Below are 23,533 nucleotides of genomic sequence, written 5' to 3' on the forward strand. Positions count from 1 at the left end.
CAGCCTTGATGGGCTGCCGTCTTGTTTATGCCTTACCGACGATTCACGCCAGACGCGAGAGCATTTCCTTGGCTTCGCTCTTCTGACCGGCATCGCCCTCGGTCACCACTTCATTGAGGATGTCCCGAGCGCCGTCGTTGTCGCCCATGTCGATGTAGGCCTGGGCCAGGTCGAGCTTGGTGGCGACCTCATCGGTGCCAGAGAGGAAATCGAGCTCATCATCTGCAGAGGCCAAAGCGTCTTCCTCGGTGAAGCTCGGCTCGCCGAGGCTCTGAGACAGACGATCCAGTTCGGCATTGACGTCGTTGAGTTCGTTTTCAAAGGCGTCAGGCTGGTCCGGGGCGGCGTCCATTTCATCGGCCAGCGACAGATCGAAGTCAGCCGGCAACTCCAGGTCGTCGAGCGGCGCCTCAGTCACGGCCGGCGCTTCAGCGACGGTTGGCACTTCAGCGGCCGGCAAGTCCTTGAGGTCGTCATCCAGACTCAACAGGAACTCATCTTCGGCCAGGGTCTGCGGCGAAGCATCGCCACCCAGGTCCATGTCCAGGTCGAAGTCCGACAGATCGTCGAGGCTTTCCTTGATTTCAGTCTGTTGTTGCAACACCGACTCGAAGCTCAGGTCGTCGTCCAGCGGAAACTCGTCCAGCTCAGCCAGAGACTCTGGTTCAGGCTCAGGCTGTGGTTGCGGTGCTGGCTCGGCTGCAACCGCAGGGGCGATTGGAGTAACCGCTTCCAGATCGTCGAGACTCAGATCGAAAGCGCTGTCAAAGTCAGCCAATGCCGGTTCCGGGGCTTGCGGCTCATCCAGCAGCAGGTCCTTGACGTACTGTGCGTCCAGCTCGGCGGCGACAGCCGCGGCGGCCAGACCACCCACCGCCGCGACCACCATGGCCGGGAAGCGGCTTTTCAGCTGTTCGACCCGGGCGAAGTTGTCGCCGTTGGCCACCAGTTGACGCTCCTGAGCGACGAACGCATCGCGGTCGCCCTGCTGACCGTAGACCTCCATCAGCTTCAGGCGCAGGTCACTGCGTTGCGGCTCTTGCTTGATCGCGTCTTCCAGCAACGCGGCGGCCTGATTCAGGCGACCAGCCGCGATGTGCGACTGTGCCTGGGCCAATACGTCGTCAGAGCGCTCGGCGGCAGGCGCAACCAACGGTGCAGCGATCGGTGGCGTCACCACAACAGGTGCAATCACCGGGGCCGGTGCAGGAGCAGGCGTTGGTGCGGTCGCGAGCTTCACGCTTGGCGGCGGAACTTCCAGACCTTCGAAGCTGCTTTCCGGCAGGTCGAGGTCGGCGGAGAACTCTTGTTCCTCAGCCAAGGCACGGGCCATGCGCAGATGTTTTTCTGCTTCTTGCTGAGCTTTGCGGCGACGGGCCAGCAACAGCAGCAAGAGCAGCAGAACCACCGCACCGCCACCCACCAGGCCCAGCAGGATCGGATTGGTCAGCAGCTCGTTGAATTTCTGCTCGTCGGACGCCACAGGCGTCGGTTCGACGGCTGGCGCCGGAACGGCTTCCGGTGCAGCAGCTTCTGGCGCAGGAGCCGCCGGAGTCACTTCAACAGGCGTTGCCGCCGGGCTGGCTGCCAGCTCGGCCGACATCGCCGGAGCGGTCGTAGCCGTCGGTGCGCCCGCGCCGCCTTCGGCTTGCAGTTTGGCCAACTGATTATTCTTCAGCTCGATCAGGCGCTGCAGCTTGTCCAGTTGGCTTTGCAGGTCGTTCATGCGGCTTTTCAGTTCAGCGTTGTCACGGCGCGCCGTGTCGAGGCTTTCCTGGGTCACGGCCAGCTTGTTACTCAAGGCTTTCGCATCACCGGCTGCACCTTTGCCATGCCCCTTGCCGGTGTCGGCAGACACCAGGCTCAGCTTGTCCGTGGCGGCTTGCGACGTAGCGCCTTCACCGCGAGCACGCTTGGTGGCATCGAGTTGCTGCTGCCCGCTTCCGGGTTTCGCTACATAGCGACGGCCATGGCGCCATGCGCTGTTCTGCGCCGCGACTTCGGCAATGGCCTTGGGTTGCGGCAGGCTGGCGCTCTGCACCTGATCGGGCAGACGCAGCACCTGACCGGCTTTCAGTCGGTTGATGTTGCCGTCGATGAACGCATCCGGGTTCAACGCCTGGATGGCCAACATGGTTTGCTGGATCGATGCGCCGTTACGCGCCTTCGCGGCGATTTCCCACAGGGTATCGCGGGGCGTGGTGGTGTATTGCGTCGATTTGGTCGCGCCGGTAACTGGCGCGGTCACCGCTTGGGCCGGCGCCGATCGCGAGGCGGCATCAGCGGTTTGTGGCGAAAATTTGGACGGATCGAGCAGCACGCTGTAATCGCGCAGCAAACGACCGCTTGGCCACATCACCTGAACCAGGAATTTCACCATCGGTTCGGACAGCGGTTTGCTGGAGGTGATGCGCAGGATGCTTTTGCCGCTGGCGTTGAGCACCGGCGTGAAAGTCAGGTCGTTAAGGAACGCCTGACGATCGACACCGGCCTTGGCGAAATCTTCGGGCGAGGCCAGGCTCGGCACCACTTCGGCAGCCGTGAGGTCCTTGACGTCGAGCAACTCGATTTCGGCTACCAGAGGCTGGTTCAGCGTCGACTTCAGGGTCAATTCCCCAAGCCCGAGGGCATGCGCCATACCGGAGGACAGCGCCGAGGCGGCCGCTATTGCTAACACCAGTTTGCGAACTTGAACCATAGCCTCATCCTTTGTTTGAACATTCCTCGGCCAGCGAGAAGGTGTTGATTGCCGCTGCCGTAAGGCGTTGCGCGCGACGGCGAAGGGTCGTCGCGCGCGATCGTTTCATTCATGCGACGAAAGCCCTGCGGGATGGCTCGCCTCAAGCATTCCAGCCAAACATAGCGCTCGACTGGAACCATTCGAAAAAATTGTTGCCAAGTATCTTTTACAGCAGGTCTTTTATCAACAATTCAGCCACCTGCACAGCATTGAGCGCGGCGCCTTTGCGTACGTTATCTGACGCCAGCCACACGTTAAGTTCCGCCGGGTCGTCGATCCCGCTGCGAACCCGACCAACGTAAACCACGTCCTGCCCTACCGCATCACCTACCGGGGTCGGGTAATCGCCCGCCTCGACCAGCTCGATACCGGACGCCGCTTCCAGTGCCGCGTTGACTTTCGCCAGGTCGACAGCGCTCGATGACTGCAAGGTCACGCTATAGCTATCGCCAAAAAACACCGGGGCTTGAATGCAAGTGACGGAAATCTTTAATAAAGGCAGCGACAAGACCTGACGCAGCTCGCGCACCAGACGCTTTTCCAGCAGCGTATGGCCCTGAGCATCGGGCGCACCGACTTGCGCCAACAGGTTGAAAGCCATCTGCCGATCGAAGAAAGCCGGCTCCAGCGGACGCACATTGAGCAGTTCGGCGGTTTGCCGGGCCAGCTCGCTGACGGCTTCGCGGCCCTGGGCAGATACCGCCAGACACGCCGTCAGGCTGACGCGTTGCAGATCGAGCAAGCCGAGCAGCGGTGCCAGCACCACCGCCAGCGCTGTCGCCGAAGGGCTTGGGCTGCTGACCTGGAAGGGCTTTTTCAGGCCAGCAAGAATTGCAGCATTGGCCTCGGGCACCACTTGCGGCGCCTGATCGGCCGGCAATGCGCCGGACAGGTCGATCAGCGAGCAACCGGCGGCCGTGGCGCGCGGGGCAAAACTGAGGGTCACCGCCGGACCGGCGGCGAAGAACACCAGCTGGACTTTGCTGAAATCGAACTCATCGACTTCCCGCACCCGCACGTTCTTGCCATGAAACGGCACCGAATGCCCGGCTGACTCGCTGCTCGCCAGCAGGTGCAGATTGCCAACCGGAAAGTCGCGCTCTTCAAGAATCTGGACGAGTGTTTCGCCGACAGTACCGGTGGCGCCGATCACGGCAATATCGAAGGACTGGCTCATGGTTCTACCTCTGGCGAAACGGGGGGAGCGGCACTTTACCGGGTGGTTGGCGTGCAAGCAATTCGGCTGGGGATTTGCCTGATCGTTCCCACGCTCCGCGTGGGAATGCATCCCGTGACGCTCCGCGTCACCGCTTCAAGAGCGGACGCAGAGCGTCCATGGCGGCATTCCCACGCGGAGCGTGGGAACGATCAGTGAGAATAAAAAACCCGCGCCTCTTTCAAGGCGCGGGTTTTTCATTACATTAATCGATCAACGCTCAAGCAGGATCCGCAACATGCGGCGCAGCGGTTCGGCCGCGCCCCACAGCAGTTGGTCGCCGACGGTGAAGGCACCGACGAATTGCGAACCCATGTTCAGCTTGCGCAGACGGCCGACCGGTACGTTCAGGGTGCCGGTGACTTTCGTCGGGCTCAGCTCCTGCATGCTGATCTCACGGTTGTTCGGCACCAGCTTGACCCAAGGGTTGTGCTGGCTGATCAGCCCTTCGATGTCGGCGATCGGCACGTCTTTGTTCAGCTTGATGGTCAGCGCCTGGCTGTGGCAACGCATGGCGCCGATGCGCACGCAGATACCGTCCACCGGGATCGGGCTCTTGAAGCGACCGAGGATCTTGTTGGTCTCGGCCTGGGCCTTCCACTCTTCACGGCTCTGGCCGTTCGGCAGTTCCTTGTCGATCCACGGGATCAGGCTGCCGGCCAGCGGTACGCCGAAGTTTTCGGTCGGGTACGCGTCGCTGCGCATGGCTTCGGCGACACGGCGGTCGATGTCGAGGATGGCGCTGGCCGGATCGGCCAGTTGATCGGCGACAGCGCCGTGGGTCACACCCATTTGCTTGATCAGTTCACGCATGTGCTGCGCGCCGCCGCCGGAGGCCGCCTGATAAGTCATGGCGCTCATCCACTCCACCAGACCGGCTTCGAACAGACCGCCCAAGCCCATCAGCATCAGGCTGACGGTGCAGTTGCCGCCGATGTAGTTCTTGGTGCCCGCGTCGAGCTGCTGGTCGATGACCTTGCGGTTCACCGGGTCCAGCACGATCACCGCGTCATCCTGCATGCGCAGGCTGGAAGCGGCGTCGATCCAGTAACCCTGCCAGCCGGCTTCGCGCAGCTTCGGGAACACTTCGCTGGTGTAGTCGCCACCCTGGCAGGTCAGAATCACGTCGAGGGTTTTCAGCTCTTCAATGCTGTAAGCGTCCTTGAGCGGAGCAATGTCCTTGCCCACGGACGGGCCTTGGCCACCGACATTGGAAGTGGTGAAAAACACCGGCTCGATAAGATCGAAATCCTGCTCTTCCAGCATCCGCTGCATGAGCACGGAACCGACCATGCCGCGCCAACCGATCAGACCTACACGTTTCATCGCAACTACACCTTCTTGAAAAAGTGGGCCGCTGCTTTCAAGGTTGAAAATTGCAGCGGGCCAGAGAGATTACAGATTCCGCAGCGCGGCGACTACTGCGTCGCCCATTTCCTGCGTACCGACCTTGGTGCAACCGGCCGACCAGATGTCGCCCGTGCGCAGGCCTTGATCCAAAACCAGGCTCACGGCCTTCTCGATGGCATCGGCCGCATCCTGCAGATTAAAGCTGTAACGCAGCATCATCGACACCGACAAAATGGTCGCCAACGGGTTGGCAATGCCCTTGCCAGCGATGTCCGGCGCCGAACCGTGGCACGGCTCGTACATGCCTTTGTTGTTGGCATCCAGCGATGCAGACGGCAGCATGCCGATGGAACCGGTGAGCATCGACGCTTCGTCGGAAAGAATGTCGCCGAACAGGTTGTCGGTAACGATCACGTCGAATTGCTTCGGTGCACGCACCAGTTGCATGGCGGCGTTGTCGACATACATGTGGCTCAGTTCGACGTCCGGATAGTCCTTGGCCACTTGCTCAACGATTTCACGCCACAGTTGGCTGGAGGCCAGCACGTTGGCCTTGTCCACCGAGCACAGCTTCTTGCCGCGAACGCGGGCCATGTCGAAACCGACACGGGCGATACGGCGGATTTCAGTTTCGCTGTATGGCAGCGTGTCGTAGGCCTGGCGCTCGCCGTTTTCCAGCTCGCGCACGCCACGTGGCGCGCCGAAGTAGATGCCGCCGGTCAATTCACGGACGATCAGGATGTCCAAGCCGGCGACGATTTCTGCCTTCAGGCTGGAAGCCTCGGCCAGTTGCGGGTACAGGATCGCCGGACGCAGGTTGCCGAACAGGCCCAGTTGCGCACGGATTTTCAGCAGACCACGCTCAGGGCGGATGTCACGCTCGATGGTGTCCCATTTCGGGCCTCCCACGGCGCCCAGCAATACCGCGTCGGCTGCACGGGCACGGGCCAGGGTTTCATCGGCCAGCGGCACGCCGTGCTTGTCGATGGCGGCGCCACCGATCACGTCATGGCTCAGTTCGAAGCCCAGGCTGTACTTGTCGTTCGCCAGCTCCAGCACCTTGACCGCTTCGGCCATGATTTCCGGGCCAATACCGTCGCCTGGGAGAATCAGAATCTGCTTGCTCATGCTTTCCTCATGTCATCAGTCGGCGCACCCGCGGGTGCGCCCGGAAAAATTCTATCGTTCAGCGGCTCTCATTTAGAGCTTATCGTTCAGCCATCAGCACCAGCACATCGGTACTGAACGAACCATCGGCCTCAATCTCAAAATATTCGCGCACTTCGTTGCCCATCGATTGCTGCAACTCGAGGATCGCCGCGCGCATCACCTGCGGCGTGCGCATGCGCTCGACCCAGGAGGTGTACTCCAGGCGCAACCGTTGACGCGTGGTGCTGCGGGTATGCAACCCCGCTTCGCTGACCTGACGCAACCACTCGCCCGCAGAATAATCGCGCACGTGGCTGGTGTCGCGCAGCACTTCGACGCTTTGCAGGTAAGTGTCGAACAACGGGCTGCCCGGCGACAACACATCGATGAACGCCGCCACCCCACCCGGTTTCAGCACCCGGCGAACTTCGCGCAGGGCCACACCGAGGTCGCTCCAATGGTGCGCCGAATAGCGACTGAAGACGAAATCAAACTCGCCATCGGCGAACGGCAGACGCTCGGCGGCGCCGTTGACCGTGGTCACATTGCTCAAACCCCGGTCAACAGCCGCCGCGGCGACCACATCGAGCATCTGCTGGGACAGGTCGTAGGCCACCACTTCCTTGACCAGCGAAGCCACGTGAAAACTTACATGACCAGCGCCACAACCGAGATCCAGCACACGGGCATCGCCCTGCCCCGCCAGTTCAGCCTGTAGCAGTGCGAATTCGGTGCCTTGAGCGTGTACGGCGCTGCTCAGATAGGCCGAGGCCTGCTCACCGAATTGTTTTTGTACTACCTGACTGTGCTGGGCGGTGCTGGTCATCGGGACTTCCTTTTGGGTTGCTGGTTTTCAAGATCAAAAGATCACGCGTCGCGAAACAACCACGGCTGGCTTGCGCGGTGTTTGGCTTCGAATGCGGCAATTGCCTCGCCGTCCTGCAAGGTCAGGCCGATATCGTCCAGACCATTGAGCAGGCAGTGTTTGCGGAAGGCATCGATCTCGAAGCTCAGCACTTTGCCGTCCGGGCGGGTCACGGTCTGGGCCTGCAGATTGATCTGCAACTGGTAGCCCGGGTTCGCTTCAACCTGCTTGAACAGCTCATCGACTTCAGCGTCGCTCAGGATGATCGGCAGCAAACCGTTCTTGAAGCTGTTGTTGAAGAAGATGTCGGCGTAGCTCGGCGCGATGATGCTGCGGAAACCGTACTCTTCCAGCGCCCACGGCGCGTGCTCGCGACTGGAGCCGCAACCGAAGTTCTCGCGGGCCAGCAACACGCTGGCGCCTTGATAACGCTCGGCGTTGAGGACGAAGTCCTTGTTCAACGGGCGCTTGGAGTTGTCCTGATACGGCTGGCCAACGTCCAGATAACGCCATTCATCGAACAGATTCGGACCGAAACCGGTGCGTTTGATCGACTTCAAGAACTGCTTCGGGATGATCTGGTCGGTGTCGACGTTGGCACGATCCAAAGGCGCGACAAGACCAGTGTGCTGGGTAAAAGCTTTCATGCTGCGCTCCTTTAGATCAATTCACGGACGTCGACGAAACGACCGTTCACAGCGGCGGCGGCGGCCATGGCCGGGCTGACGAGGTGCGTACGACCACCGGCGCCCTGACGGCCTTCGAAGTTACGGTTGGAGGTCGACGCACAATGCTCGCCCGACTCCAAACGGTCCGGGTTCATCGCCAGGCACATCGAGCAGCCAGGCTCACGCCATTCAAAACCGGCCTCGATAAAAATCTTGTCCAGGCCTTCGGATTCGGCCTGAGCCTTCACCAGCCCCGAACCCGGCACCACGATGGCCTGCTTAATGGTCGAAGCCACTTTGCGGCCTTTGGCGATCACCGCGGCGGCGCGCAGGTCTTCGATCCGCGAGTTGGTGCAGGAACCAATGAATACGCGGTCCAGCTGAATGTCGGTGATCGCCTGATTGGCGGTCAAACCCATGTATTTCAAGGCGCGCTCGATGGAGTCGCGCTTGACCAGGTCCATTTCCTTGGCCGGATCCGGCACGTTCTGGTCCACGGCCAACACCATCTCAGGCGAAGTGCCCCAGCTGACTTGCGGCTTGATCTGAGCGGCATCGAGCTCGACGATGGTGTCGAACTTGGCATCGGCGTCGGAGACCAGGTCTTTCCAGGCTTCGACGGCCAAATCCCATTCCGCGCCTTTCGGAGCAAACGGACGGCCCTTGACGTAAGCCACGGTTTTTTCATCGGCGGCCACCAGGCCAACGCGAGCGCCGGCTTCGATGGACATGTTGCAGATGGTCATGCGGCCTTCAACGGACAAGTCGCGAATCGCACTACCGGCGAATTCGATGGCGTGGCCATTACCGCCGGCGGTGCCGATCTTGCCGATCACGGCGAGGACGATGTCCTTGGCGGTCACGCCGAACGGCAATTTGCCCTCGACCGACACCAGCATGTTCTTCATTTTCTTGGCGACCAGGCACTGAGTGGCGAGCACGTGCTCGACCTCGGAAGTGCCGATACCGTGAGCCAGGGCACCGAAGGCGCCGTGGGTCGAGGTGTGGGAGTCGCCGCAGACCACGGTCATGCCCGGCAAGGTGGCGCCCTGCTCCGGGCCGATGACGTGGACGATGCCTTGGCGGACATCATTCATCTTGAATTCGACGATGCCGTATTCGTCACAGTTATCGTCAAGGGTCTGAACCTGCAAACGCGAGACCTGGTCGACGATCGCTTCGATGCCGCCCTTGCGCTCAGGGGTGGTCGGTACGTTGTGGTCCGGGGTCGCGATGTTGGCATCGATGCGCCAAGGCTTGCGCCCGGCCAGACGCAGGCCTTCGAAGGCTTGCGGCGAGGTCACTTCGTGGATGATGTGACGATCGATGTAAATCAGCGCAGAGCCATCGTCGCGCTGCTTGACCAAATGCGAATCCCAGAGCTTGTCGTAGAGCGTTTTGCCGGCCATCAGACGGTTCCTCATCAGCTTGTTTCTATGCCCCGGATCTTGAAAATTTCAATAACCCTTTGGCTTGTGAGGTCGATCCTAGGGGGTTACATTAAATAACTCAAATTCATATTTTTTATGCTTTGCATAACCAACTGGAATGCCACTGAGACCTCACCATGGACCTCGCCAACCTCAATGCTTTTATCGCGATTGCCGAGACCGGAAGCTTCTCCGGCGCCGGTGAACGGCTGCACCTGACGCAACCCGCCATCAGCAAGCGCATCGCCGGGCTGGAGCAGCAATTGAAGGTGCGGCTGTTCGATCGACTGGGCCGGGAAGTTGGCCTGACCGAAGCCGGCCGCGCCCTGCTACCACGGGCTTATCAGATCCTCAATGTACTGGATGACACCCGCCGCGCCCTGACCAACCTGACCGGTGAAGTCACCGGCCGTCTGACATTGGCCACCAGCCATCACATCGGCCTGCACCGTTTGCCGCCCTTATTAAGGGAGTTCACCCGACGTTACCCGCAGGTGGCACTGGACATTCAGTTCCTCGATTCGGAAGTGGCTTACGAAGAAATCCTCCATGGCCGCGCTGAGCTGGCGGTCATCACCCTTGCACCAGAGCCCCACGCCTTGGTCAAGGCCACGCCCGTGTGGGACGACCCGCTGGATTTCGTGGCCGCCCCGGAGCATCCGCTGATCAGCAACGGCGCGGTCAGCCTGGCGGATATTGCCCTGCACCCCGCGGTTTTCCCCGGTGGCAACACCTTTACCCACCACATCGTGCAGCGCCTGTTCGAGGCCCAGGGCCTGACACCGAATATCGCCATGAGCACGAATTATCTGGAAACCATCAAGATGATGGTCTCGATCGGCCTGGCCTGGAGCGTTTTGCCGCGCACCATGCTGGATGATCAAGTGGCGCGCATACCTTTGCCGGGCATACAGCTCACTCGCCAGCTAGGCTATATCCTGCACACCGAACGGACGCTGTCGAACGCGGCAAAGGCCTTCATGGCTTTGCTGGATGCACAAATCGATCAGCCAGGGACTCGCGGCTAAGCTGTGCTTCTTCTTTTGTGCTACGCCTATAGAGCCCCAAAACCCTGTGCCTAACGCCCAATTCAGCCCAAGGCCTGTCATCCATGCCCAAATCTGTTGAACGTATGCCGCCAATGCCGCGAATTCAGGCAATTGACCCAAAACGGTCCGAGCAGAGCTGGGAAAGCGCCCCACAGTTGCTCGCGGCCCTCAATGGTGCCCGGCTGGGCGCCTGGTATTGGGACATCGAGCGCGGGCAGATCAGCTGGTCACGGGGCACCCAGGCGTTGTTCGGCTTCGATCCCCGGCAACCGTTGCCCGAGGATCTGGAATACCTCGACCTGCTGCCCCAGGAGGATCGGGCGAAAGCCATCCGCGCCTTCAACGCAGTGATCGCCGGCGCTCCGCTGGAGCAGGCCATGCACCACCGCATCCGCTGGCCCGACGGCAGCCTGCACTGGCTGGAAATCAACGGCAGCCTGCTACCGGACAAAAACGGCCGGCCACGAATGATCGGGGTCATCCGTGAAATCACCCACCAGCGCCAGCGTGAACAAGCGCTGAGCAGCTCGGAAAAACGCTTCGCCACGCTGTTTCACCTGAGCCCGAACATGGTGCTGCTGACCCGTCAGGAAGACGGCCTGATCAGCGAAGCCAACCAGTATTTCGAAAGCCTGTTCGGCTGGCCAGTGCAGGACGCTATCGGCCGAACCACGCTGGAACTGGGCCTTTGGGTCAACCCGGAGCAACGGGCGGAACTGGTCAAGGCTACCAAGGCCAAAGGTGAGCTGATCAACATGGAAGTGCAATTTCGCGCCAGCAACGGGCAGGTCCACGACGGCATTCTCAGCGCACAAAAAGTCGAGCTCGAAGGCCAGCCATATCTGCTGAGCACGTTCCTTGACACCACCGAACGTAAAATCGCCGAGCACGCCCTCAAAGACAGCCAGGAACGCCTCGACCTGGCCCTCGATTCGGCGCAACTCGGCACCTGGGACTGGCACATCCCCAGCGGCATGCTTTATGGCTCGGCGCGAGCCGCCCAGCTGCACGGGCTGGAGCCCAAACCCTTCCATGAATCCTTCGATGCGTTTTTCGAGGGCGTACCCGGCGAAGAACGCGACACCATGCGCGACGCCTACCGCAGCTTGCGTGAAGGCCCGGCCGGCAATTATCAGCTGACGTACCGCGTGCAACTGCCGGACGGCAGTTCGCGCTACCTGGAAAGCCGCGCCAGACTCTACCGCGATGATAGCGGCAACCCGCTGCGCATGGCCGGCACATTGCTGGACATCACCGAGCAAGTGGAGCGCGAACAGCAACTGATAGCGTCGGAAGAGAAATTCGCCACGTTGTTCCAGGTCAGCCCGGACCCGATCTGCGTCACGCGCCAGGACACCGGCCATTTCATCGAAATCAACTCCAGTTTCACCCAGACGTTCGGCTGGAGCACCGCCGACGTCATCGGCCGCAGCGCCGACGAAATCGGCCTGTGGGACGCTTCGGCGAAAAGCCTGCAACGGATCGAACGGGTTATCCGCGAACAGGGCCTGAACAATGTGGCGATCATCGTTCAGCACAAGGACGGGCAGTCCCTGACCTGCGTGATCTCCAGCCGCCAGATCAGCGTCGGCGACCAGCCGTGCGTCGTCACCACCCTGCGCGACATCACCCAACAGCAACGCTCGGAAGCGGCGCTCAAGGCCAGCGAGGAGAAGTTCGCCAAGGCCTTCCACTCAAGCCCCGACGCCATCACCATTACCGAGCGCGACACTGGACGCTATCTGGAGGTTAATGATGGCTTCTGCCGCCTGACCGGCTACCGTGCCGATGAAGTGGTCGGCCGCACGGTGTATCAGGTCGGCATCTGGGCCGAAGAGAAACAACGCTCGGCGTTGCTGGCGGAACTACAGATCAAGGGCCGGGTTCACCACCTGGAAATGCTCGGGCGCAACAAACGCGGCGAGTTGCTGACTGTTGAAGTCTCGGTGGAGCCGATCACCCTCAACGAAACCGCCTGCCTGCTGCTGACCGCACGGGACGTCAGCCTGCTGAAAAATGCCGAAGCACAGATCCGCCACCTGGCCTATCACGACCCGTTGACCAATCTGCCGAACCGCGCGCTGCTGATGGATCGCCTGAGCCAGCAAATCGCCCTGCTCAAGCGCCACAACTTGCGTGGCGCCCTGATGTTCCTCGACCTCGACCACTTCAAGCACATCAACGACTCCCTCGGCCACCCGGTGGGCGATACGGTGCTGAAAATCATCACCGCGCGCCTTGAAGCCAGCGTGCGCATGGAAGACACCGTCGCACGCCTGGGCGGCGATGAATTCGTTGTACTGCTCAGCGGCCTGGAAGGCTCGCGCAGCGACGTCAGCGCTCAGGTCCGAGAGCTGGCGGACACCTTGCGCGAATTGCTGTCCGAACCGATGTTCCTCGACGGACAGCGCCTGCAAGTGACGCCGAGCATTGGCATCGCGCTGATCCCCGACCATGGCTCGACCCCGACCGACCTGCTAAAACGCGCCGATATCGCCCTCTACCGCGCCAAGGACTCGGGCCGCAACACCACGCAGATGTATCACAACACCATGCAGAAGGCCGCCAGCGAACGCCTGCGCATGGAAACCGACCTGCGCCTGGCCCTTTCCCGGGGTGAATTCAGCGTGCAATACCAACCTCAGGTGGACGCCCGCAACAACCGCATTACCGGCGCCGAAGCCCTGGTGCGCTGGCACCATCCGCAACTGGGCGCGCAATCGCCGACCGAGTTCATCAAGGTTCTGGAAGACAGCGGACTGATACTGGAAGTCGGCACGTGGATCCTCGACGAAGCCTGCGCGGCCTTCAAACGCCTGATCGCCAAAGGCCTGATCGACCCGCTCGATTTCAGCCTGTGCGTGAACATCAGCCCGCGGCAATTCCGTCAGAACGATTTCGTCGAACGCATCGAGCACAGCCTCGGCAGCCACGACCTGCCCTTCTCGTTGCTGAAACTGGAAATCACCGAAGGCATCGTCATCCAGAACCTGGACGACACCATCAGCAAAATGCGTCGTCTGAAAAAACTCGGCGTGAGCTTTGCCATGGACGATTTCGGTACCGGTTACTCCTCGCTGACCTACCTCAAGCGCCTGCCGGTCGACACCCTGAAAATCGACCAGTCGTTCATCCGCGACGCCACCACCGACCCCAACGATGCCGAAATCATTCGCGCCATCGTCGCCATGGCCCGCAGTCTGGAGCTGGAAGTGATTGCCGAAGGGGTGGAGACCGCGGAGCAACTGGAGTTCTTGCAGGGGCTGGGCTGCCATTTGTATCAGGGGTATTTGCACAGCCGGCCGTTGCTGGTGGAGGACTTCCAGAAGCTCCTCAAATGAGCCCTGCTACAACGGACAAAAAAAGGGCGCCAGTGGATGGCGCCCTTCTCATTTGCTCTGACCGATTAGTGTTGCAGAGCCGGGTTTTCCGTCCCGTTGATCGGGATGCGTTTGGCTTTCGCTTCTTCCGGGATCACACGCAGCAGGTCGATACTCAACAAACCGTTGCGCAGTTCGGCGGTCTTGATTTCGATGTGGTCCGCCAGACGGAACGACAGTTTGAAGGCACGCTGTGCGATGCCCTGATACAGATAGGTGACATCTTCGTCCGTGTCACGTTTGCCGCCACTAATGGTCAACACACCTTTTTCCACTTGCAGGTCCAGGTCTTCCTCCTGAAAACCGGCGGCCGCTACGACGATACGGTATTGATCATCCCCGTACTTTTCAACGTTGTAGGGTGGATAGGTGCTGCCTGGCTCATTGCGCAGGGCGGTTTCGAACAGGTCGTTGAAACGGTCGAAACCTACCGAGGAACGGAACAGTGGAGCCAGGGAAAATGAAGTACTCATGATTCAAATCTCCTGAACATGTTCAGCAAGTTTTTTTGTCTCCGCGACCCGAATTCGGCATCGCGTAATCCTTAGATAAGGACCGCTGATTACTTTTCAAGAGATTATTTTCAGATTTTTTTCAAGCAGATTCAGGCGGCTTCAGACACCTGCAAACCCAGTAAACGCGAGACCTGATCCAGCTCGGTCTCACGACGCAGGACGCTGAACAACTCTACCGCTTCGGGATAATTGCGGGTCAGCATCGCCAGCCACTGCTTCAAGCGACCCGGCGATTGGCGTGGTGTCATCTGGGCCTTGGCTTGCAGCCAGAAATCCTGAATCAGCGGCAGCAGCTCGGCCCAGGTCATCTCGACGACCTCCTCACCGGCGCGGGCGGCGGCGATTTGTCGGGCCAGGTCCGGGCGCGACACCAGGCCGCGACCGAGCATGATGTCTTCGACGCCGCTGATCTCGCGGCAACGGCGCCAGTCCTCGACGCTCCAGATGTCACCGTTGGCGAACACTGGCACCTTGACCACGTCCTGCACCCGCGGGATCCATTCCCAGTGGGCCGGAGGCTTGTAGCCGTCAGTTTTGGTCCGCGCGTGAACCACGATGTGCGCTGCGCCGCCTTCGGCCAGGGCCGTGGCGCAAACCAGCGAACCATCGGGACTGTCGAAGCCCAGGCGCATTTTGGCGGTCACTGGAATGTGTGCTGGCACCGCGCGACGGACATGTTCGACGATTTCGTTGAGCAGCTCAGGTTCTTTGAGCAGGACAGCGCCACCGCGCGACTTGTTGACGGTCTTGGCCGGGCAGCCGAAGTTCAGGTCGATGACTTCGGAACCCAACTCGCAGGCCAGTGCAGCGTTTTCCGCCAGGCACACCGGATCGGAACCGAGCAGCTGCACCCGCAGCGGCACGCCGGAGGCGGTACGGGCGCCGGTCAGCAGTTCCGGGCCAAATTTGTGGTAATAGGCAGGCGTGAGCAGCTGATCGTTGATCCGAATGAACTCGGTCACACACCAATCGATACCGCCCACACGGGTCAGCACGTCCCGCAGGATGTTGTCGACCAACCCCTCCATGGGCGCCAAAGCAATTTGCATGAAAAACACACTCAACGAAAAACGTGCGGCAGTTTACTGGGTTTCGCCCGCTAAACCCACGCCCCTGTAGGAGCTGCCGAACGCGGCCCGAGCCTCCGGCAGCTCCTACGAGGGATTTTGTCAGGTCGTTGGCTGCAACGCCGGGCCGTAGCCTTCGATGAATTCCGCCGGCATGCGCTTGGGCTTGCCGGTCGACAACTCAATGCACACGAACGTGGTCTGCGCCCGCAGCAACGTCGAATTGTCGCTGGGGCGGATCAGCTGGAAGTGTCGGGTCATTTTCAGGCGCTGGTCCCAATCGACGATCCAGGTCGCCAGTTGCAGCTCGTCGCCTTCGTAGGCCGCCGCCAGATAATCGATCTCGTGCCGCACTACCGCCATTGCCCGGTCCAGCCGCCGATACTCGACCAGGTCCAGGCCCAGCCGCTGCGAGTGACGCCAGGCACAGCGCTCGAGCCAGGTCACGTACACCGCGTTGTTCGCGTGGCCCAGCCCGTCGATGTCTTCGGCGCCCACTTCCAGATCAATGATAAACGGCGTTGCCCGATCCCAGCCCATGCCCCACTCCCGGTCAGATTATTTCGACCGGGGCAGTGTAACGGAAGCTCAGGCCGATTGGCGCGATTGCAGGCTGCGACCAGCCAGCAGCGAGAGCACGCCGTCGATCACCCGAGGATCGGCCAGGACCCGCTGATGACCGCCCTCTTCCAGGCGCAACAAGCGACTGTCGAACCAGGCTTCGTGGATCAATTGGGATTCCTTGACCGAGACATAGTTGTCGTCTTCGGCATGGACAATCAGGCCGGGCATGTCGAGCTGGTAGTGCGCGACATCCAGCGCAGCGGCACGCATGCCGACGTCTTTTTCGACCTGACGAATGAACGCCGAACGGGCTTTGGGCGGCAGGCGCACATAACGCGCGAAACCGCGTAGCACCCCAAGGATTCGCGCCGGGGCAGCGATCGAGACCAGGGTTTCAGTGCGCAGGCCCAACTGAACCGCGAGCATGGCGCTGGCGCCGCCCATGGAGTGACCGATTACCGCTTGCAGCGGCGGCAATTCAGCGGCCGCTTCGAGCATGGCCCGGGCGAACAGCACCACATTGGCCTCGCGGCCAGGCGAACGACCGTGGGCCGGGCCGTCCAGGGCGACCACGGTGTAACCGGCATCGACCAGCGCCGTGATCAGCGCGGCAAACTGCGTTGGCCGACCTTCCCAGCCGTGCATCAACAACACCGCCGGGCCCTGCCCCCAACGCAGCGCCGAGAGACCGAATCGCAAGGTGATCCGCTCGGATTTCGCCAGCAGCGGCAATTCCCAATCACGCGGCGGCAATTCCCGCGGGGTCATGAATGCCAGACGCATCTTGCTCGCCACCAGCTTCGGTGCGAACCAGCCCAAGGTGCCATTAACGCCACGAACCCAGCTCAACGTGTTCATCGCTCATCTCCTCAGGCTGGATGCCTTTAGGTCACAGCACCGCCGATTTGGCGGCGCGCAGCAATCGATCGGACAACTCTCCTGGCCCCAGCGCCCGCGCCAGCGCCAAACCACCCACCATCAAGGCGATGTCGGCCAAAACTTTGTCGGTGTCTTCCGGGCTGGCCGCCAACTGCGCGACCATCAATTCAATATGTTCATTCAACGCCACGCGGAATTCGTCCGGCAGACGGCCCAGCTCACCGACCGACGCCGGAATCGGGCATGCCTGCTCGGTGGAATCACGGTGTTTGCGCGACAGGTAGAACGCTGCGACCAACGCGCGACGCTCTTCGCCGGTCAACTCGGCATCCATGTTGGCGATCAAGTCACGACGATGGCTGAGCAACTGCTTGAACGCCTCCAGCATCAACGCGTCCTTGCTTTCGAAGTGTGCGTAGAAACCGCCGACCGTCAGGCCTGCCGCGCCCATCACTTCGCCCACGCTCGGCTCGGCCGGGCCACGCTGGATCAGCGCTGCACTGGCAGCCTTGAGGATGCGTCCGCGGGTTTGAGCTTTTTTATCGTTCATCGTTGCCTCCGAATATTACGACTAGAATATTATTCTCATAATAATTTTTCGCAAGTCGTGGATGTGACCGCTGGTCTGAAGAACAGTTTTGAGGGAAAAGGAGATTTGGCCAAACGCCAGACAAACAAAAGGGCCATTCAATAATTGAATGACCCTTAAAAATCCCGCAAAGCGGGTAATCGTGGCGTCCCCTAGGGGACTCGAACCCCTGTTACCGCCGTGAAAGGGCGGTGTCCTAGGCCACTAGACGAAGGGGACACAAACCCTTCTATACAACTGATCAGTGCTGAGAGCTGATCGATTCAAGGCCGGTGTGGCCAGACCTTGAACTGTAAAATTGGTGGAGCTAGACGGGATCGAACCGTCGACCTCTTGCATGCCATGCAAGCGCTCTCCCAGCTGAGCTATAGCCCCGGATTTTTCGCCTCGCGGCGGAGCGACATCTTGCAACATCGCTTCTGTAAAACTGGCGTCCCCTAGGGGACTCGAACCCCTGTTACCGCCGTGAAAGGGCGGTGTCCTAGGCCACTAGACGAAGGGGACGCAAACCCTTCTATACAACTGATCAACGCTGAGTGCTGATCGCTTCAAGGCCGATGTGGCCAGACCTTGAAGTGTAAATTGGTGGAGCTAGACGGGATCGAACCGTCGACCTCTTGCATGCCATGCAAGCGCTCTCCCAGCTGAGCTATAGCCCCTCATCGCTGAGGACGGGGCGAATCTTAATGGCGCATCGGAAAGCTGTCAAACTTATTTTTCAAAAAATTTAAAATTTTTTGCCGACATAACAATCACTTACCGCCCTCCCCCCGAAAAATGGGGGTGACGCCGAAGGGCAAGATCAAAAGATCGCAGCCTTCGGCAGCTCCTACACAAGGTTAAACACCCTTACGCGATAGCGCCCAAGAGTTTTTCCCACCCCTTGTTTTCTTTCTTCGACACGCCGCCCAGCAGGTCGATGGCCTGACGCAGACGGAAACGGGTCAGGTCCGGGCCGAGGATTTCCATCGCGTCGAGCACCGACACCGAACTGGCTTGCCCGGTAATTGCGGCAAACATCAGCGGCATGGCGTCACGCAGCTTCAACTCAAGGGACTCGACCACCGCCTGAATCGTCGCAGTGATGCTGTCCTTCTCCCACTGGCGCAGGCTTTCCAGCTTCCACAGGATCAATTGCATCAACTGACGAACCTGATCGCCCGAGAGCTTCTTGGATTCGAACAGTTTGGCATCCGGATTCACACCACCGGCGAAGAAGAAGCCGGCCAGCGGTGCGACCTGGCTGAAGGTTTCAACCCGGCCCTGCACGTGCGGCGCGATCTTCATCATGTATTCAGGGTTCAGCGCCCACTTCTGCACGCGAGCGGCGAACTCTTCCACCGGCAGGTCACGCAGCCACTGGCCGTTGAGCCACGACAGTTTCTCGATGTCGAAGATCGGCCCGCCAAGCGAGACGCGGCTCAGGTCGAAGTTGTCGACCATTTCCTGCAGCGAAAACTTCTCGCGCTCGTCCGGCATCGACCAGCCCATGCGGCCCAGGTAGTTGAGCATCGCTTCCGGCATGAAGCCCATGCGCTCGTAGAACGTCACCGAGGTCGGGTTCTTGCGCTTGGACAGCTTGCTCTTGTCCGGGTTACGCAGCAGCGGCATGTAGCACAGCTGCGGCTGTTCCCAGCCGAAGTATTCGTACAGCAGGATCAGTTTCGGTGCCGAGGGCAGCCATTCTTCGCCGCGCAGCACGTGGGTGATGCCCATCAGGTGGTCATCGACCACGTTGGCCAGGAAGTACGTCGGCAGGCCGTCGGTCTTCATCAGCACTTGCATGTCCATGCGATCCCACGGGATCTCGACGTCGCCACGCAGCATGTCCGGCACCACGCACACGCCTTCGGTCGGCACTTTCATGCGGATGACGTGTGGCTCGCCGGCGGCCAGGCGGCGCGCGACTTCTTCCTTGGACAGCAACAGCGCACGGCCGTCGTAACGCGGGGTCTCACCGCGGGCCATTTGCTCGGCGCGCATCTGATCCAGCTCTTCGGCGGTGCAGAAGCACGGGAAGGCATGGCCCATGTCAACCAGTTGCTGGCAGTACTTCTGGTAGATATCGCCGCGCTCGCTCTGACGGTAAGGACCGTGCGGGCCGCCGACATCCGGGCCTTCGCTCCAGTCGATCCCCAACCAGCGCAGGGCGTCGAAAATCTGCTGTTCGGACTCGCGGGTCGAACGCAATTGGTCGGTGTCTTCGATCCGCAGGATGAACTCACCGCCATGCTGCTTGGCAAAGCAGTAGTTGAACAAAGCGATGTAAGCGGTACCTACGTGGGGGTCCCCGGTAGGCGATGGCGCGATGCGAGTGCGGACGGTGGTCATGGCATGTCTCAAAAAGAATGAAAAGCGAAGATCAAACAAGAGGCGAATGGTAACAGGCGATAGCGGCCCGGCTCCAGTGAGTGCAGGATTTAAGCGCCTACAGGGGCAGCGTCAAACAGCGATCAACCGCTCCCGCAACTTGCTGATTTCGTCGCGCAGCTGCGCCGCAGCTTCGAATTCCAGGTCGCGGGCGAGCTGGTACATCTTCTCTTCCAGCTGACGAATGCGCTTGGTGATCTCGCTCGGCGAGCGCAATTCGGCTTCGTATTTGGCGCTTTCCTCGGCGGCCTTGGCCATGCCTTTGCGCTTCTTGCTGCGCGAACCCGGCACAGTCGCGCCTTCCATGATGTCGGCAACGTCCTTGAACACCCCTCTGGGCGTAATGCCGTTGGCCAGGTTGAAGGCGATCTGCTTGTCGCGACGACGTTCGGTTTCGCCGATTGCCCGCTCCATTGAGCCAGTGATGCGATCCGCGTACAAAATCGCCCGGCCATTGAGGTTCCGTGCCGCCCGGCCAATGGTCTGGATCAGCGAGCGCTCGGAGCGCAGGAAACCCTCCTTGTCCGCATCAAGAATCGCCACCAGCGAAACTTCCGGCATGTCCAGGCCTTCACGCAGCAGATTGATCCCCACCAGCACATCGAAAGTGCCGAGGCGCAAGTCACGGATGATCTCGACCCGCTCCACGGTATCGATGTCCGAGTGCAGATAACGCACGCGTACGCCGTGATCGGCCAGGTAATCGGTCAAATCTTCGGACATGCGCTTGGTCAGCGTGGTCACCAGCACCCGCTCTTCCAGGGCCACGCGCTTGGTAATTTCCGAGAGCAAGTCGTCGACCTGAGTCAGCGCCGGACGGATTTCGATCTGCGGGTCCACAAGACCGGTCGGGCGCACCACTTGCTCGACCACGCGACCCGCATGTTCCGCCTCGTAATTGCCTGGCGTAGCCGAGACAAAAATTGTCTGCGGGCTGATGCCTTCGAACTCGTCGAAGCGCATCGGCCGGTTATCCAGCGCCGATGGCAGGCGGAAGCCGTATTCCACCAGCGTTTCCTTACGGGACCGGTCGCCCTTATACATGGCACCGACCTGCGGCACGCTGACGTGGGATTCGTCGATCACCAGCAAGGCGTCGGCCGGCAGGTAGTCAAACAAGGTGGGCGGCGCCTCGCCGGATGCACGGCCCGACAGGTAGCGCGAGTAGTTTTCGATGCCGTTGCAGTAACCCAGCTCCAGAATCATCTCCAGGTCGAAACGAGTGCGCTGCTCCAGCCGCTGGGCTTCCACCAGTTTGTTGTTGGAGCGCAGGTATTCCAGGCGCTCCTGCAACTCGACCTTGATTCCCTCGACAGCGTCGAGCAGGGTTTCCCGCGGCGTCACGTAGTGGCTCTTCGGATAGAAGGTGAAGCGAGGCAGCTTGCGGATGACTTCGCCCGTCAGCGGATCGAAGGCGGACAGGCTCTCCACTTCGTCATCGAACAGCTCGATGCGGATCGCCTCAAAATCGGATTCCGCCGGGTGGATATCAATCACATCGCCGCGCACCCGGAAAGTCGCCCGGGCGAAGTCTACGTCGTTGCGGGTGTATTGCAGGTCAGCCAGGCGACGCAGCAGCGCACGCTGGTCGAGCTTGTCACCGCGATCCACGTGCAACACCATCTTCAAATAGGTTTCCGGACTGCCCAGACCGTAGATGCACGACACCGTGGTGACGATGATCGCGTCTTTGCGCTCCAGCAGCGCCTTGGTCGCGGACAGGCGCATCTGTTCGATGTGGTCGTTGATCGAGGCGTCTTTCTCAATGAAGGTGTCGGACGACGGCACATAGGCTTCGGGCTGGTAGTAGTCGTAATAGGACACGAAGTATTCAACGGCGTTGTTCGGGAAGAACGCCTTGAACTCGCCGTACAACTGCGCAGCCAGGGTCTTGTTTGGCGCCAGCACCAGCGTCGGGCGCTGCACTTGGGCGATCACGTTGGCGATGCTGAAGGTCTTGCCCGAGCCGGTCACACCGAGCAGCGTCTGGTGCGCCAGCCCGGCCTCGATGCCCTCGACCATCAGACGGATGGCTTCCGGCTGATCGCCGGCGGGCTCGAAGCGGGTGACTAGCTGGAATTCAGACATACATACCTCTGGTTCACTCTTGCCCGGTTACACCGGACAGGAACGAGAAAGACCGCAAACGACCGATGTCGCCCGAGGAAAAAACTGGATTGTGCTCAATGTGGAGCCGATTGCTATCCCTTTCAAGGCAAACGTCCTACATCGGGTAAAACCTTTGACGATGTCACTCGACCAACGATCGAAAAATAATTCGAAAAACTTACCGTAAAAGCCGAATCGCCTGTCGCCATCAATCGCTGATGGCCTCTATACTAGCTCCCCGTTTGTGCACCGCTCTAGTGCATTCGGCTGGAGCGCGACACGTCCCTCCACACTCCATTCAGAGCCGCCGCAATAATGAGCCTGTTCTCCGCTGTCGAAATGGCACCACGCGATCCAATCCTGGGCCTCAACGAAGCATTCAATGCCGATACCCGTACCAACAAGGTCAACCTGGGGGTCGGTGTTTACTGCGACGAGCAGGGGCGAATTCCACTCCTGCGCGCCGTTGTCGAAGCCGAGACGATTCGCGCTGCTCAACACGTTTCCCGTGGTTACTTGCCGATCGACGGCATCGCCGCCTACGACCAGGCCGTGCAGAAACTGCTGTTCGGCAATGATTCTCCGCTGATCGCCGCTGGCCGCGTCATCACCACCCAAGCCGTCGGCGGTACCGGCGCGCTGAAAATCGGTGCCGACTTCCTCAAGCAACTGCTGCCGAATGCCGTCGTAGCGATCAGCGACCCGAGCTGGGAAAACCACCGCGCACTGTTCGAAACCGCCGGTTTCCCGGTGCAGAACTATCGCTACTATGACGCCGCCACCCACGACGTTAACCGCGCGGGCCTGCTGGAAGACCTGAACGCTCTGCCGTCCGGCTCCATCGTTGTGCTGCACGCTTGCTGCCACAACCCGACCGGCGTCGACCTGAGCCCGGCGGACTGGAAAAACGTGCTGGACGTGGTGAAAGCCAAAGGTCACGTACCGTTCCTCGACATGGCCTACCAGGGCTTTGGCGACGGTATCGATGAAGACGCCGCTGCCGTGCGCCTGTTCGCCGAGTCGGACCTGACCTTCTTCGTTTCCAGCTCGTTCTCCAAATCCTTCTCGTTGTACGGCGAGCGCGTTGGCGCCCTGTCGATCGTCAGCGAATCGAAAGAAGAAAGCGCGCGCGTGCTGTCGCAAGTCAAACGCGTGATCCGCACCAACTACTCCAACCCGCCGACCCACGGTGCAAGCATCGTCGCCGCTGTGCTGAACAGCCCGGTATTGCGCGCCCAGTGGGAAGAAGAACTGGCAGAAATGCGCCTGCGGATTCGTGGCATGCGCACTCAGATGGTCGACCTGCTGGCGAAAAACGCTCCACAGCGTGATTTCAGCTTCGTCGGTCGCCAGCGCGGCATGTTCTCCTACTCCGGCCTGACGGTTGAGCAAGTGACCCGTCTGCGCAACGAGTTCGGCATCTACGCCCTGGACACCGGCCGCATCTGCGTTGCCGCGCTGAACCAGAGCAACATCGACGCCGTGACCAAGGCCATCGTTCAGGTGATCTGAGTCGTCGCGTGACATGAAAACGGGAAGCCGAAATGGCTTCCCGTTTTTTATTGGTCTCAGATAAATCTCAAAGCAGCCGCT

General features: G+C 60.6%; 17 protein-coding genes and 4 tRNA genes. 3 read left to right on the forward strand and 18 right to left on the reverse strand.

Annotated elements, in window-relative coordinates:
* Positions 1 to 43: 43 nt before the first annotated feature.
* The 7 genes from PMI21_RS22345 to leuC form a co-directional block, all read right to left on the reverse strand.
* Entirely contained in the window at positions 44 to 2,698 is a 2,655-nt protein-coding gene (locus tag PMI21_RS22345; protein WP_007935177.1) for a FimV/HubP family polar landmark protein, read from the reverse strand.
* A gap of 208 nt (positions 2,699 to 2,906) precedes the next feature.
* Positions 2,907 to 3,917 carry an aspartate-semialdehyde dehydrogenase gene (locus tag PMI21_RS22340; protein WP_007935180.1) on the reverse strand — a complete coding sequence of 337 codons (1,011 nt, stop codon included), beginning with the start codon at positions 3,915 to 3,917 and terminating at the stop codon, positions 2,907 to 2,909.
* Positions 3,918 to 4,169: 252 nt separating this feature from the next.
* Complete coding sequence (asd, locus tag PMI21_RS22335; RefSeq protein ID WP_007935182.1) at positions 4,170 to 5,282, reverse strand: aspartate-semialdehyde dehydrogenase; 1,113 nt, start codon at positions 5,280 to 5,282, stop codon at positions 4,170 to 4,172.
* Positions 5,283 to 5,351: 69 nt separating this feature from the next.
* Positions 5,352 to 6,434, reverse strand: coding sequence for a 3-isopropylmalate dehydrogenase (gene leuB / locus PMI21_RS22330; protein ID WP_007935187.1), 1,083 nt, complete (start codon positions 6,432 to 6,434; stop codon positions 5,352 to 5,354).
* Positions 6,435 to 6,513: 79 nt separating this feature from the next.
* Positions 6,514 to 7,281, reverse strand: a complete 768-nt coding sequence (locus PMI21_RS22325) for a class I SAM-dependent methyltransferase (RefSeq protein WP_007935188.1) — start codon at positions 7,279 to 7,281, stop codon at positions 6,514 to 6,516.
* A gap of 41 nt (positions 7,282 to 7,322) precedes the next feature.
* Positions 7,323 to 7,967, reverse strand: a complete 645-nt coding sequence (leuD, locus tag PMI21_RS22320) for a 3-isopropylmalate dehydratase small subunit (RefSeq protein WP_007935189.1) — start codon at positions 7,965 to 7,967, stop codon at positions 7,323 to 7,325.
* An 11-nt stretch (positions 7,968 to 7,978) separates the two neighbouring features.
* Positions 7,979 to 9,397, reverse strand: a complete 1,419-nt coding sequence (gene leuC, locus PMI21_RS22315) for a 3-isopropylmalate dehydratase large subunit (protein WP_007935190.1) — start codon at positions 9,395 to 9,397, stop codon at positions 7,979 to 7,981.
* Positions 9,398 to 9,555: 158 nt separating this feature from the next.
* Here leuC and PMI21_RS22310 point away from each other — a divergent pair, with 158 nt between their 5' ends.
* Both PMI21_RS22310 and PMI21_RS22305 read left to right on the forward strand, forming a co-directional pair.
* On the forward strand, positions 9,556 to 10,446 hold the full coding sequence (locus PMI21_RS22310; RefSeq protein WP_007935191.1) for a LysR family transcriptional regulator: 891 nt from the start codon (positions 9,556 to 9,558) through the stop codon (positions 10,444 to 10,446).
* Between the two features lie 83 nt (positions 10,447 to 10,529).
* On the forward strand, positions 10,530 to 13,808 hold the full coding sequence (locus PMI21_RS22305; RefSeq protein WP_007935192.1) for a PAS domain S-box protein: 3,279 nt from the start codon (positions 10,530 to 10,532) through the stop codon (positions 13,806 to 13,808).
* Between the two features lie 65 nt (positions 13,809 to 13,873).
* Here the strand turns inward: PMI21_RS22305 and PMI21_RS22300 are convergent, their stop codons facing one another.
* From PMI21_RS22300 to uvrB, 11 genes are all read right to left on the reverse strand, one after another.
* Complete coding sequence (locus PMI21_RS22300; protein ID WP_007935193.1) at positions 13,874 to 14,320, reverse strand: Hsp20 family protein; 447 nt, start codon at positions 14,318 to 14,320, stop codon at positions 13,874 to 13,876.
* A gap of 131 nt (positions 14,321 to 14,451) precedes the next feature.
* Positions 14,452 to 15,411, reverse strand: a complete 960-nt coding sequence (locus PMI21_RS22295) for a tRNA dihydrouridine synthase (RefSeq protein WP_007935194.1) — start codon at positions 15,409 to 15,411, stop codon at positions 14,452 to 14,454.
* 120 nt (positions 15,412 to 15,531) lie between these two features.
* Positions 15,532 to 15,969, reverse strand: coding sequence for an acyl-CoA thioesterase (locus tag PMI21_RS22290; RefSeq protein WP_007935202.1), 438 nt, complete (start codon positions 15,967 to 15,969; stop codon positions 15,532 to 15,534).
* Between the two features lie 48 nt (positions 15,970 to 16,017).
* The gene (locus PMI21_RS22285; RefSeq protein ID WP_007935204.1) at positions 16,018 to 16,851 is read right to left on the reverse strand and encodes an alpha/beta fold hydrolase; all 834 of its coding nucleotides are present in this window, start codon (positions 16,849 to 16,851) and stop codon (positions 16,018 to 16,020) included.
* 31 nt (positions 16,852 to 16,882) lie between these two features.
* Positions 16,883 to 17,422 carry a TetR/AcrR family transcriptional regulator gene (locus PMI21_RS22280; protein ID WP_007935206.1) on the reverse strand — a complete coding sequence of 180 codons (540 nt, stop codon included), beginning with the start codon at positions 17,420 to 17,422 and terminating at the stop codon, positions 16,883 to 16,885.
* A gap of 182 nt (positions 17,423 to 17,604) precedes the next feature.
* Positions 17,605 to 17,680: transfer RNA gene (locus tag PMI21_RS22275), tRNA-Glu, on the reverse strand.
* An 80-nt stretch (positions 17,681 to 17,760) separates the two neighbouring features.
* Positions 17,761 to 17,836: transfer RNA gene (locus tag PMI21_RS22270), tRNA-Ala, on the reverse strand.
* Between the two features lie 53 nt (positions 17,837 to 17,889).
* Positions 17,890 to 17,965 (reverse strand) — tRNA-Glu (locus PMI21_RS22265).
* A 79-nt stretch (positions 17,966 to 18,044) separates the two neighbouring features.
* Positions 18,045 to 18,120 (reverse strand) — tRNA-Ala (locus PMI21_RS22260).
* A 190-nt stretch (positions 18,121 to 18,310) separates the two neighbouring features.
* Positions 18,311 to 19,792, reverse strand: a complete 1,482-nt coding sequence (gene gltX, locus PMI21_RS22255) for a glutamate--tRNA ligase (protein WP_007935208.1) — start codon at positions 19,790 to 19,792, stop codon at positions 18,311 to 18,313.
* Positions 19,793 to 19,903: 111 nt separating this feature from the next.
* Entirely contained in the window at positions 19,904 to 21,919 is a 2,016-nt protein-coding gene (gene uvrB, locus PMI21_RS22250; protein ID WP_007935210.1) for an excinuclease ABC subunit UvrB, read from the reverse strand.
* Positions 21,920 to 22,255: 336 nt separating this feature from the next.
* Between uvrB and PMI21_RS22245 the strand changes: the two genes are divergently transcribed.
* Positions 22,256 to 23,452 carry an amino acid aminotransferase gene (locus PMI21_RS22245; protein WP_007935212.1) on the forward strand — a complete coding sequence of 399 codons (1,197 nt, stop codon included), beginning with the start codon at positions 22,256 to 22,258 and terminating at the stop codon, positions 23,450 to 23,452.
* The last annotated feature ends 81 nt before the right edge of the window (positions 23,453 to 23,533 follow it).

It is taken from the genome of Pseudomonas sp. GM18, assembly GCF_000282195.1.
GTDB lineage: Bacteria > Pseudomonadota > Gammaproteobacteria > Pseudomonadales > Pseudomonadaceae > Aquipseudomonas.